General features: G+C 51.3%; 2 protein-coding genes. Both read right to left on the reverse strand.

The annotated features are described in order from the left end of the window. Positions 1-94: 94 nt before the first annotated feature. Positions 95-14,074, reverse strand: a complete 13,980-nt coding sequence (locus tag WJT86_RS11935; protein ID WP_346337812.1) for an autotransporter outer membrane beta-barrel domain-containing protein — start codon at positions 14,072-14,074, stop codon at positions 95-97. A 321-nt stretch (positions 14,075-14,395) separates the two neighbouring features. After that, a complete protein-coding gene (locus tag WJT86_RS11940) occupies positions 14,396-14,656 on the reverse strand; it encodes a MucR family transcriptional regulator (RefSeq protein ID WP_346337813.1) in 261 nt (86 codons plus the stop codon). Positions 14,657-14,661: the final 5 nt, after the last annotated feature.

A 14,661-nucleotide genomic window follows, 5' to 3' on the forward strand; every position in this document is an offset into this window, starting at 1 on the left:
TATAAATAGAACAATTTTTCAAACAACCAGATTGATTGCCTGAAATGAATAAGCCCGCCAGAAAGGCGGGCTTATGATCAGTATCTTATATGTCTTACCAGGTGTACTTGAGGCCCACCTGTCCGGTAACGGCATTGTAATGCTTGCCACCAAACTGTGTTCCGATGTCACCCCAAACCTGAAGGTTCTTCGTCAGCTCGCCCGAGATGCCGAGCTTGACCTCGCCGAACGAACGTGGCGCACCGGATGGAACAAGGTCGTTGTTCATGTAAAGCTTTCCACCCTTCTGGTTGTACCAGTAGTTCGCCTCAAGGTAAGGACGAAGAACTGTCCCATTCTCAAGATTGAACTGGCCGTACAGACGGGCCCCTGCCCTTGCGAGAAGGCCAGAACCATCCTTGTAGCGGATAGTCGTGCCAGACGCTTCCGTCAGGCTGCCCGAGGTGTAGTTGATGTACGCAAGCTGAACCTGTGGCTCAAGATAGATCTTCGCTGTCTCACTGCTGTGCAGCAGGAAGCTGTAACCTGTCTCGAGTGAGATCGTGAGCGACTGCGCGTCAAACTTCTCCTTTGGCAGACCCGAGCCACGAACCTCGTGGTTGAACCAGCTGTACTGAGCCCATGTGTCAACATAGGCACCCGGCTGACCTCGGTCATTCTGGTACCAGGTACCATAAGCACCGATCGAGTAACCCTTCGTCGTGCCTGTCGCCTTCGACTGGTTAACCTGACGGCTCTTGGCATCAAGGTCAGAGGCGCCCCAGCCGCCCATGATACCGGCATAGAAGGTGCCAAGATCAGGAGATTCATACTTGAACAGGTCAACACCAATCTGCGCCGTGAATGTCTCTGCCGTTGTCGACAAAGCATTACCGGCCGAGCGGCCATTAGTCCGCGTGCCTGTAACACGCGCCCAACCGGCGTAGTCACGATTGCTGTTTGCCATACCAGCATAACCATCACGATCATGAAGGCTTGTCATGAACATCGTACGCGCAACCTGATGACCAAGCTGGTAGATACCGGCCTCAGGACGAAGCTGACGCTCGGTACCGGAAGACGAACCGGCACCACTGCGATCAGGATCAACCTGTGACGTCAGATACCAGCTTTCGCTGTTACCACCATTACCGCCCTTCACAAGGCTGTAATCGTAAGCACCGATCGCAAGCGTATCTGTCGTTGAGCGGTAACCAGAGGACAGCTGATCAAGCTTGAACGCCGTTACTTCTGTTGTCGCACCATTGGTGGCTTCTATAACCTGAATGCCGACATTGGTTGCAGCACCAGCACCACCCTGATTGGTGATGACAAGGCTCGTTGTTCCCGTGGTCCTACCACCGTTCAGGATCACACGGTCCGTCTGCGAGGTATCGCCACCGAATACCGTATTCATGTAAACACGGCCACTCATTCCGGCATAGTCACCATTAACCGTCAGCGTATTGCCGACCAGTGTACCGCCAAGCACAACATTGCCCGCATTGATCAGGGAACCAACTGTCAGGTTAGAGGTCGACGTAATGCCATAACCATTCATATTCGGAAGCGCATTAAACGCAACGATGTTACCAAGGTTATAGACATCACCTGCAATACTGCCTGTACCAGACAGCAACGCACCAGCCTCAATCCGGACAGAGCCACCGATTGTCGCTGACGAGCCAACACTCTCACCAACAACCAGTGTACCGGATTCAACCTGCGTCAGCCCCGTAAAGCCAGACAGTGACTGGTCAACACTCAGGATACCTGCGCCCGTCTTCAGAACAAGGCCTGCACCCGTCACGTCATTCTCAAGCTGCCAGATACCATCGGCAATAAACTGGAACTGACCATCAGCCTGAATAGAAGCACTGCCAATGTTCTTCTGCTCAGAGGCACTCAGCACTGAGTTCACTGCGGCAACGAACTGACCACTGAAGCTGCTGTTGTCACCGGTCAGCTGAACCTGTGAACCATCCTGTGATGTGACCGTACCGACACCCTTGATCGACACTGCTGCCGAACCATTGGCAACATCCGTCCAGGTAGCATTGTAGGCCGACAGATTGGCAAAGGTCAGCTTATCATCAGCCGTTACCAGCTCAATCGACTGGGCTGTGTCAAACGCATCTGCCGTGTTCAGACGAAGCTCGGAACCACCTGTCACCTGAAGGTTACCCGTGTAGTTCGACTGTTTGCCATTCACATGAACAATCGAAGGATCAATGACGAACGTACCCGAGCCAAACAGGGTGTTGGCCTCAAGTGAGCCACCATCTGTATCGCCGCTGGTGCGCTGAGCATCGGCAATGGTCAGGGTTGAGCCATCAGCAATGTTCAGCTGTCCGCCAACTGACGTATGAACAGCGCCAACCGTCTGCGAGTAACCGTTCATGTCAAGGGTTGCTCCCCCTGCAATCTGAACATCAGACGTCTGACCCAGAACATTATCATTGGCCATCTGCAATGTACCAGACTGAACCGAGGTCACACCGTTGTAGTCGTTCGTGGCATTCGACAGCGATACAGTACCTGCACTGGCATTGATTGCATCAATAGCCAGATTACCGGAACCGGTGATCTTCGCGGCCATATCGGCGGCATTGCCCGACGCGCCTGCATCAGCTGCAAGCGTCAGTGTCTGACCAGACTGAAGATCAAGCTGCTTCAGGCCATAACCAAGGTAAACACCATCCGCATCCTTGCCCGTGAAGATGTAATCATAGTCAGCAATCGCAACTGTCGAACCACCTTCAATGATATCAACCGTATGACCGGTCAGGGAAATCACATTACCGGCAAGATCAGTCAGCGTCAGACCGCCCGCGCCTGTCACTGTACCGCTCACATCAACCAGCTTCACCTGTGCATCATCATCCTGGGACAGCAGGTTCGTCTGTGAGGGCGTGGTCGGGACAACAAGACCAGCTGTTGCCGGGTCAACCGCAACAGAACCGCCATTGGCCGAGACTGTCACGTTACCCGTCGTCACCAGATCAGTCGAAGCACTGTCAGCCGGAACTGTCAGGTTGGCGTACTTCAGCATACCACCGTCAAACGCCAGATTGCCGATCGCCTGGGAACCAGAGCCAACCGTTGTTACATTCGAAGCACCGAGGCTCAGTGTGGCATTGGTCAGAGCAGCCGTGTTCACGCCCGCCAGATCAAACGTGTTGTTCGACAGAGCAACCGTACCTGCAAACGCAGAACCTGCACTCGAGGCAAAGCTGAAGGCTGCGCCACCATTCGAGGCTGAAAGCGTACCTGTACCTGTCAGAGCATTCGAGAATATGAATGCGCCTGCGTTCGCAGCTGTCAGCTGACCCGTGACATTCACTGCACCCGAACCAAGGTTCGTCGCACTGTCCGTCGTCGAGGCATCAAGCGCAGCATGACCAGAGATCGACCAGTTGCCGGTGTAAGCAGAGTTCACACTGCTGATCGTTGCAACACCTGCCCCGGTCACATTCGTCTGACCGGAACCCAGCAGAACGTTGTCAAATGTCTGATCAGTTCCAAACGCAAGCGTCAGTGCACCAGCTCCAACTGTGATGTTGCCAGAACCGACACCATCAGCATGGGTCAGTGTCAGGACACCCGCATCAATCTGCGTCGTTCCTGTCCGGGCATTCGCCTGCGCAATGGTCAGGTTACCCGAACCTGACTTCGTGAAGGAGCCTGCCCCTGTAAAGTCATTGGCAAGCGTCCAGTCCGTCGTTGTGTTGACAGTAAACTGACCGGCATTGGCAATCTCGGCTGTACCGAGATTACCCTGCGTTGAAGCCGTCAGCTTCGAGGCCGCGTCAACTGCCCAGCTGCCGGACAGTGTGCTTGTCCCTGTCAGCGTGATATCCGAACCAGAGACCACATTGACCGTACCAGCACCCGCAACACCCTTCGCAAACGAACCGGAAGCGGCATCAATCGTCAGCTCACCGGCAACCGTTGCTGTGCCGGATGTTCCGATACCGGCAACGTTATCAATGATGATCTCGGCACCCGAGGCAACACTGACAGCAGCGGTCAGACCTGCATTTGCACCGGTCACATCAAGCGAGCCACCAGCAACAGCCAGTGTTCCGGCACCTGTCAGGGAACCAGCTGATGCACCGCCATTGTTGATGGTCAGAGAACCACCGGCGAGGTTCAGCGTCGAACCGCTAGCACCTGTGAAGGCACCGTTGACCGTCTGGCTGTAGCCATTAACATCAGCTGTTGCACCAGACGCAATACTCAGACCACTCGTTGCACCAAGCGCATTGTTCGAACCAAGCTGCAATGTACCGGACGTGACCGTCGTCGTACCCGTATAGCTGTTGGCAATGTTGGTCAGTGAGACTGTTGCAGAACCCGCAGCGATCTCAAGGTTACCCGAACCAGACACAGTTGCCGACAGATCGGTCGCAACACCCGTCGCACCCGTGGATGGGGTCAGGGTCAGGGTCTGACCGGATAGAAGCTCAACAGCCTTCAACGCATACGCAACATAAAGACCATCATTGCTGTCACCCGTGTTCAGACGATAACCATAAGTACCGGTCGCTGCTGTTGTTGTCCCTGCTGCATTCAGGATACCAAACTGCTGATCGGACGTCAGAAGGTCAGTGCCATTCTGGTCAATCAGATCAAGCGCACCTGCCCCACCGGTGATGTCTGCGCTGGTTACAAGACGAACCAGTGCACCAGCATCATCCTGAGCCAGAATGTTCAGATCACCTGCTGTCGCCGGATTACTAGGAATGCCGGAGGTCGGAACATTAATCACCACACTACCTGTGCCGTTAATATCCAGAGCCCCTGCTGTAACCGAACCATTGGCAACTGTCTGGGCCGGAGCCGTCACGTCAAACACCATTGTACCGCCATTGAAGGTCAGACCACCAATAGACTGAGTACCGGTACCAACCGTAACCGTCGAACCAGAATCCGCACGAAGCGTTGCATTTGTCAGAGCCGTCGTGTTAACGCCAGACAGAGCATAACTGCCTGTGCCCATCACAAGTGTACCCGTGAAGGCAGAACCGATGCCAGATGTAAAGGCAAAGGCATCTGTGCCAGAGCCCATCGTGGCTACCAGTGTCCCGTTACCCGTCAGCGCATTGGCAAACGTGAAGCCAGCTGATGGCGTTACAGACAACTGGCTCGCAGCCCCATCAAGGTACACACCAGCCGTGCCAAGGTTACCCTCAGTTGTTGCAATCGCAGAACCCGTCACATCCCACTGACCGGACAGGGTGTTTGTTCCGGCAAGCGTCACATCAGTACCGCTGACCTTAACTGTCCCTGCCCCACCAATCACATTCGCAAATGTGGCACTATCAAAAGCAAGTTCCATCAGCGCGTTAGTCGCAACTGTTGCAGCGCCAGACGAGATTGCTCCAGCATCGGTCAGTTTCAGGCTGCCTGCATTCACAGTCGTCGTGCCGGTATAGCTCGAAGCACCAGACAGGGTCAGTTCACCGGAACCAATCTTGGTCAGAGAACCCGAACCGGAGATCGCACCTGAGAACGCACTGTCAGCTGTGTTATTGGCGGTCAGCGCAGCTGATGCCACAACAGAACCGGCACCCTGCAGGTTATTCACCTGGTTGGCAAACCCGTTCAGGTCAAGCGTTGCACCAGAGGCAACGATCATATCACCCGTGTTCTTGAAGACATCTGCAACACCAGCCTTCGCCGTGCCTGAAGAGACCGTCGTCGAACCACTGTAATCGTTGGAGGCATTTGAGATGGTAATCGCACTGTTCGAGGCAATCTCAAGATTACCCGAACCTGTGACTTTCGCCTTCAGCTCAGCCGAAGTACCTGTGGCACCTGTCCCTTCGGTCAGAGACAATGTCTGCGAAGCCAGAAGTTCAAGCTGCGTCAGTTCGTAAGCAACATAGATGCCGCTCCCGTTCGAACCTGTTGATGAGAGACTGTGGTTGTAGCTGGCATTTGCAACCTGTGAACCGCCCTGCGTGAGTTGCTGAACGCTCGAGCTACCAAGAGCCGTACCATCTGCACCGATAAGCGTGATATTCGAGATATCACCCGTCACGGTTGCAGCAGATACCAGCTGATTGGTCACACCATCATCAGCAATCAGAAGTGTCGAAGCTGAGTTCATCATCGACGGCAGGTCAAGAGAGACACTGCCTGAGGTTAATGCAAGTGTCCCTGTCGAAATAAAGCTGCTGATGTTACCCGTTGCATTGTCAATGCTGGCGTTGATCGTGCCGCCGGTCATGGTCAGGTTACCAACTGACTGGCTGCCGGTGACCTGAGCCGTTGAACCGGCATTCAGCTGTAAGGTCGCACCAGTCAGAGCAGAAGAAGCATTCGCATCAACGGCAACTGTACCTGTGTTGATCGCAGCCGTACCCGTGAAGCCATTGGCTGCACCAGAGCCGAACGAGAACACATCCGTACCTGTAGCCATGTCAGCAACCAGTGTACCTGTGCCAGACAGCTTGTTATCAAGTGTAAATCTGCCGGAAACCGGATCAATGGTCAGCTGGCCTGTACCAGCCAGAACAACACTTGAGCTACCAAGATCAGCCGCATCATTGGCAAGCGCCGACGCACCATTGGCAACAGTCAGAGTACCCGTGTAACCGCTGTTGTCTGCATCAATGCGGACATTCATGCCCGTCACATCAAAGGCACCAGCACCAACCAGAACATTATCAAGCGTTCCGTTCGAGAAAGAAGCCTCAAGGGTTGTACCACTATTGACCGTGATTGTGCCTGTCCCGGCACCATCGGCATTGGCTAGCTCAACAGTCCCGGCAGTGATCGTTGTGCCACCAGTATAGGTCGAAGCCGCATCAAGCGTCAGTGTTCCTGTACCCGTCTTGGTTACAGCACCATCACCGGAGATCACACCTGACAGCGTCAGATCATTGGCATCTGTCGCAATTGTCTGCGTACCAGCTGCCAGCGCAATATTGTTGCTAACATCAAGGCCGTCGGTATTAGCTACAAGCGTTGTTCCATTGCCAAGGGACACAGAACCTGTACCAAAGCCCTGATCTGCTCCAATACCAACTGTACCGACATTAACAGTCACATCACCACTGTAACCGGCACTATCACTGTTGAAGTTCAGCGTACCATCACCAGCCTTGGTAATATCACCGGAACCAGTCAGAGGAAGGTCCTCACCAAAGGTCAGGCTGCCGGCTGCGTCAGTAACCGTAATCGTTGCATCATTGGCAATAGTAGCAGTCGCACCTGTCGACCCCTCAAGGGTCAGACCGTTGGTACCTGCAACCGTGAAGTCGTTGTTGATCACAACACTATTATGCAGTGTCTGGTCGCTACCTGTCGCCTCAAGTGTGCCACCATTGATGGTCAAGGTACCGATACCGGCCGGGCCGGAGGCAACACCACCGAGGCCATCAACCGAGCTCGAAGCACCAAAGGTCACAGTACCACTATTAATGGTCAGGCCAGAGGTATAGTTCGACCCCGAAGAGTTCAGTGCAAGCTCGCCATCGCCACTTTTCGAGACCGACTTGTTCGCACCAGAAATTGTACCATTAATGGTCAGAGCCTCGGAACCGGCTGCCGTGATCACCAGGTTACTTTTCAGGTTAATGGCCGCATCAATCGTGGGAGCAGAGTTGTTAACCAGACGCAACTGCGCAGACTGGTTCTCATCGGCTGTATCAAAAGTGATTGTTCCACCAGAAAGTGTGAACTGCTGTCCCTGGGTGCTTTCAAATGAAACAGAACCAATTGTCAAACCAGAACCGGTTGAAATTGTCCGACCATTAAGTCCTGAATCATCATCAGCAAATACTGCGCCATCACCAGCAGCAGTAGGTGAGCCAACATCTGTCCAGTTAGAATCTGCCCACAAGGCACTGACAGAGTGATTGTCCCAGATATACGCCTTACCAAGTGGCACGAGTTCCAGCTGGTTGTTCGGGTTCAGAACAACCTTCGCACCAATTGTGTAACCACCTGTAAACCAGACATTATAAAGCTTCTGGCCTGCAGTAATATTGCTGATAATCAACTGATCTGTGCCACCACCAGCACCTGCATTACCACTCCAGTTATCAAGGCTCAGCGTATAGTCAGCTGAGCCGACATTCAGACCATCACCTGACAGTGACAGGCTACCAATCGTCAGGATGCTTGAACCTGCACCAAAGTCTATTGTTGAATCAGCAGACAGTACAAGTTGTGCGCCAGAAGTCTGGCTCAGACCATTCAGAGCCAGTGTACCACCATTCATCGTCAGCTGGGTGACACCAGACATCAGATTGGCATTCGTCAGGCTCAATGTACCGGAGTTAAGAACCAGATCAGGGGTCACAAGTCTGGCACCAACACTGGTAACCGTCCCTGCCCCTTCCTTGATCAGCTGACCCGAGGTCGTGATCGAACCGGTTGTGGTCGTTCCTGTAAAGCTGGAGTTGCTATCAAAGATAGTCCGGATATTTGAACCACCCGTCACAGACAGGCTGCCACCATTGTTCATGGTCATCCCGGAACCGGACAGGCGAACCGTTGCGCCGTCAACGGTTGCAATCTCCATCAGACCGCCATCAAGAATATGAGCACCCGTACCCAGATAGTTCTTGTCTGTATCCAGACGACCCGTGGTCACATCGCCCAGAGCCGTTGCCAGAAGCGTACCCGTCGTTACACGAATACCATCACTGATCTGGTTGTTAGCGTTTTTCAGCTCAAGAATACCAGCCCCTGTCTTGGTAATTCCGCCCTGATAACCGGCAGAAATATTATCAAGCAACTGAGATTCAACTGATAATATCCCACCAACCTGACTGACATTAACTGTCCAATCCAGCTTGCTATTACGCAAGGTAATCGTCGGCGTATCAAGAATAAGTGTATTGGCATCACCTGCATGTGTTACAACAAGAGTGCTGCCGGACAGTGAAATAATATTTGAAAGACGACGGGATGTAATTCCCGAACCAGTATCGCTATAGGCACCTATTGTTCCACCACTAAAGTAGACTGTGCCTGTTCCCAGCGCACCGCTGATCACCTTCCCGTTTTCATTAAAGACAGAATCCCGACCAACCTGGGTTACACCCATCGCCAGATACGTACCGCCCGAATAGGTATTAGCCCCTTCAAGGCGCATAATGAAATAACTGCTGTAACTACCCGCAACACCACGAACAATGGAACCTGTTCCGGACAATATGTGGTTTTTACCGAAACCGACAAACCCATCAACTGCGCCATTATTAAAGCCAATTGATCCGGTAATAGTTGATGTACCATTATAGTCAAACAGCAAATGACCAACGGTTGAAAACGTCCCCTTCCAGTTGAGCTGGTTACTCAGAACTATTGGATTGGTTATACTTCCTCCAACTCCCCTGATACCACCTCCATAGGAAGTTGGAGTCGAAACAGTGAAAACGCCAGTGCCGAGAGCCTCGTTCTTCGAAACCTGAATCATCCCGGTGACGAGCTCAACTCCTCCCGAGAAGCTGTTGCCTGTACCGTTCAGCACAAGGGTACCACCACCGGTTTTGTAAATCCCGCCAGTCCCGGTCAGAGTCCCACCTAGGGTCAAAGTAACGAACTCGGTCTGTGTTGAAAGATTGGTTGCGCTGTTACCGTATAAATTTATTGTCCGGAAACCATCAATCTCACCAGCACCGGATAAAGTCAGACCACGTGCAGTACCAATGGAATCTGTAATCGTGACCCCATTAAGTGTGTCTTTCTGGTATACAAGGTTACCAGCCAGCTTGAAGCCTGTTGTTACCGTATGAGACGCACCAGTACTCTCAATCATATAGGTTTTAGCAGTGCCATCACCAATCTGAAACACACCGGAACCAAATAGTGAACCATTGGCATTGATCTGAATGGTCGAAGCATCCTGCCACAGGAAGCCACCTGTATAGCTGTTGCTGGCACCACCGGAAATCTGCAACAAACCAGAGCCCGTCTTTGTCAGGCTGCCAGAGCCTGTCACTGTTCCGGTCCAGTCAAGATAACCAACGGACGTGGATACATTATTTTTCAGCTCAACAGCGGTATTCAGGTTAATTGTTGTGGCAAGGTTGAGAATATTCACACCAGCATGACGGATCTGGGCGTCATCACCATCAAGTGTCAGAGTACCGGATCCACCAATTGTAAAGTTCGCACCAGAGCTTGTTTCGATATTCAGGCGGTTGACCGTATAAGCAGTATCAACCTCAATGGTTTTACCGTTCAGGCTACCATCCGCATCACGGATTGTCGCACTGGCATTAACTCCATTCGGAACAACACTGGCAAGCCAGTTACTGGCAGTACCCCATTTATTATCCGGCGAGGCAAGGCCACCCCATTCATTAGTCAAGGTAGCATCCGGAATCAGGTACCAGTAACCGGAATCCGTCACAACCTTCGCACCAGATTCATATCCAGTAAAGGCAATATTTCCCAGTTCACTCGCCGAAAAACTCGGATCAGAACTGAAACGGACATAAGTCGTGCTATCATTGGCAACCCAGGTCTGGCCATTATTCTGAATGGACCAGATAGCGCTTGGAGCCCAGTCTGACGCAGCAGTTTGGCGGGTTGCAGCAGTTATCCCACCCGTATTACCCAGAAGCAGCGATGAATCAGCTCGTAGATACAGTTTAGCGATGTCTGTCCTGTAGCCAGCCGTATCAAAGGTACCACCATTCAGAACAAAATTAGTATCTGTTGCACTGATCTGATTATCAGCACTAAGCCGGAGCGTTCCACCATTTATATACAAGTTCGAAGGTTGGAAGGTAACGATACCACTATCAATTGTCGTGGTCCCATTACCCATTTTATAGAAGTCTCGTATACCGGAGATCACGCCTGAGCCATAAATGGTCGATGAGCCTGATGTATTGGTTGTTGTATCAACGTAGATATCAGGCCTGTTGACCAGCGTTGTTCCACCAAAGGTCAGATCACCAGCTACACGCAACCGGCCTTTTGAGGAAGTTGTCCCTCCATCAAGAACCCCACTTTCAAGAACAAAGGCTCCCCCGTCAAGAAAGGCAAATTCACCATTATTATTGAGCGTAAGTGTAGATCCGGAAAGTTTACCCGTATAGCCGGCACTCGAGACACTCACTAAAACACTTGACGCAGAGCTGTTGGCGTTAACATTGATTAAGCCCGAGCCAAGATAGTTATGACCAGCATCCAGCTGTCCAATTGTGAGATCACTGGTCAGGGTGGTGTAGACGGTTCCGGCATTAACAATCAGTCCACCGCCGAATGTATTATTGGAACTCATAAGTTCCAGCGCACCGTAACCATCTTTTTTCACAGAACCAGAACCAACAAGATTCAGTCCTTCTGCAAAAGTCGTAGCTGCTCTCTCACCCGCAGTCGTTGTGATAGTGGTTACGTTGAAGGTAGGAGATGAATCGACAGAAATGTCACCAACATAGGTAAAGAATACATTATTAGGTGTAACATACGTCCCGTGGATATCCAGTTTGTTATTGACCCTCATCTTACCGTGCGGGAACTGATAACCAAGCGAAACTGCGGTTGCCAGATGAAGCGTACCCGTTCCCAGATTATTATCACTATAGACACCCAGCAGCCCGCTATTCAGATAGATATCACCACTATACCCTGAATTCAGATTTGAGGCGATACGTACATTGTTAGGGCCCTCAATGACCAGATCCCCGCTTCCTGAAAGACCGCCATAGAAAAAAATAATGCCATTAGGAACAACCGAAACAACTGTCCGGCTATTTAGCTGAACCATTCCATTAAAAGTAAGCCATGGGGAACTTGTTTGCACGCTGATATATGCATCAACACCATCTACCCCACTATCGAAGATAATCTTTCCATTGCCAAACGCAATCGCGGCTCCAGAAGTTGAGACACTTGAATTAACGATTAAACTACCAAGCGTCCATGTTCCATCACTTGTTGCCAGGGAGATGTTTGTTCCTGACAGATTACCCGCCAGATTACCGAATATAGCAGTAGCACCTGCATGGTTAGGAACGCTGTATTCATCACCACCTACCCAGTTGCCACCAGTACCCCATAGCAAATCATTGGCCATTCCATTCCATTCGGAACTCTGGAACCCGGCCGGGCGAACCTCCCAGGTACCATTGCCAAGATCAGTTGCGGTCGCACCCTGTGAATACCCCTGGAACCAGAAGCTTGACAGGGAAGCCGTCGGATCAGACGTCACATAGATATAGTCATAGGAAGATGTCAGGCTTCCGTCCCAGTCACTGATGCGAATAGCAGAAGGTGTACCAATAATCGAACCAAGATTGATTGTATTGCTGACGGTCGAAGTCCCGCCAAGGTTCAGGTTTAAAGCACCATTGCCGTCAATAACACTGTAGGTTTGATCAAAGCCATTCAGGTTGAATGTGGAGTTTGTCCCATCCAGCAATGTCAGCTTTGCAGATGATACAATCTGGTCAGCTGTATGGAAGTTGATGGTACCACCGCCCATGTTGACAATAGGCGTGATGACATTGGCCGTTCCGATATCCATGACACCACCAAGCACCGAGAAGCTGGTGCTTTCAAAGCTCGTCATAGCGGAGGAGAATGTGGCGGTCCCTGTGCCCTGTTTGGTAAAGGCATTCAGGTTCTGAACCGCGCCACTTGCCGTAACAGTCTGAGCCCCTGTGGAATCGAGAATAAAATCGATACCGGACTGACCGATAGTCGAACCGGCACTGAACTCAAGATCACCACCAATCGACATGGAAGAACCGGCAGCATTGGCAAACAGGGTATTTCCAAGAACAACCTTACCCGTGAAGACCAGCTTACCCTTTGAGGCACCCGTTCCGAAGTCGAGTGTGCCACCGGCAAAATCAACGGTTGCACCGTTGTTGACCTGAATGGTTGAGCCATTGGTCGCACTGATATTACCGGCAAACTGAACCGTGGCAGCCGATGAGGCTGCATTGATAATCAGGTTAGAGGAAGCATCCGTCAGACTGATAGCGCCTGTGCCGAGCATGTTGTTGGCACCCGCAGCACCCAGCACCAGTGTATCGGAGAACGTGCCGGTCTGAACGGTCCCCTGAGAGATATGCAGCCCCCCGGAGAAGGTGTTGCCGGTGCTGGACAGAACCAGGGTGCCATAGCCGGTCTTGGTAACAGATCCCGTTCCCTGAAGGGCAAAGTCTGAACCAAAGGCAAGAGTGGTGACATTACCAGTATTGAATGTGGTTGTCCCGGTCAGGTTTGATATCTGGGCAGCAGTGAACGTCAGGGTATTCCCTGTTCCGTTTACATTGAATTGTTCGTTGAGCGTGATCTGGTTGCTCAGTGTCCGGCTGCCGGATGCAATATTGAATGTCTGGTTACCACCGGCTGCCAGTACGATTGCAGATGTACCGAAAGCAGCGTTATTACCAACAGCGATAGTCCCGGCATTGAAGTTGAATGTACCGGCAAACGTATTGGCGCCATTGAGTGTCAGTGTTCCGACACCAGACTTTGTGACGGAAGATGCATTGCTGACAACACCATTGGCCTGAATGGAGGCATTATTGACGACATCAAATGTCAGCGCATTACCACCGGCATCAACCGTGCTATTGACGATCAGGGCCGTGCCATAAGCACTTGAGTTCTGAATGGTCAGAGCCCCGGCTGATGTGATAGACGAACCGATTGTCAGCCTTCTGTTGCCTGACAGCGAGATCAGTCCGGCTGAACCGGAGTTGTCAAAATTGAGTGTTCCGCCATCAATAGTGAATGCTCGAGAGGTTGTATTGTCGATACCACCGATCAGGAGCTGGCCAAGAGTTGAGCTTCCGGAGACGGAGATTGTCTTGCCATTGAGAGTAGCATCATCATCGATAAAGCGGACCTGAAGACCGGCGGCATTGGGGGCCGTGCCGGTTGACCAGTTCGAACCTGTTGACCAGTTGTTATCGGTTGCACCTGTCCAGTCAGCAGCATAAGCACCGCCTGCGAGCATCATCGATCCTGAGATGAGGGACGCGGCAATGGCCTTGCGGAACGTAACCCTACTTATCTGCGCTGACCTTGCCGCCTTTGTAATGGCCAGCACGGATGTGTTTGCGACAAAGCGATTCCGCAGGAACGAGCGGGAAGTCTTGTTATGCATAATAGGCCCCATTTTGATACTGACTGCTTTTCTGCCAGTGCTGTTTACTAACAGTCTCTTAGTTCATGTTTCTATAACTTGAAGTATCTCAACTACCCTTGATGATAAAATATGCTTATACCATACATATGATACTTCATTTACAACTAAGAAACGACAATCTACATACTTTTGCAAGAGAATTTTTATAAACATGACAAATTTAATAAATAATTCTTAGAATTATATTTTAAATATAGAATCTCTTGCATAAATATGGTTATATTATATACAAAACCTTATTACATATTAATAGAAAATACATATATTGCATTTATATTCTCATCCAAACGATTTACTTACCCGCCTTGAGGCATGCGGTTTTGTGTGTCGTGCAACATCAGAACGCCGTCTACTGAGAGCAGGCGCAACCATGGGATAATTATCGGGGAGGTTCCATTTTTTCCGGTATTGATCGGGGGTCATATTGTATTTAACGGCAAGATATCGCTTCAGGCTCTTATGAACAGTGCCATCTTCGAGGCAAATGATCCTATCATCTGATAGGCTTTGCTCAACAGGAACTGCGGGAGGGGTCGACAGACGTC

This window comes from Hohaiivirga grylli (genome assembly GCF_039655745.1).
GTDB classification, from domain to species: Bacteria; Pseudomonadota; Alphaproteobacteria; order Rhizobiales; family Beijerinckiaceae; genus Hohaiivirga; species Hohaiivirga grylli.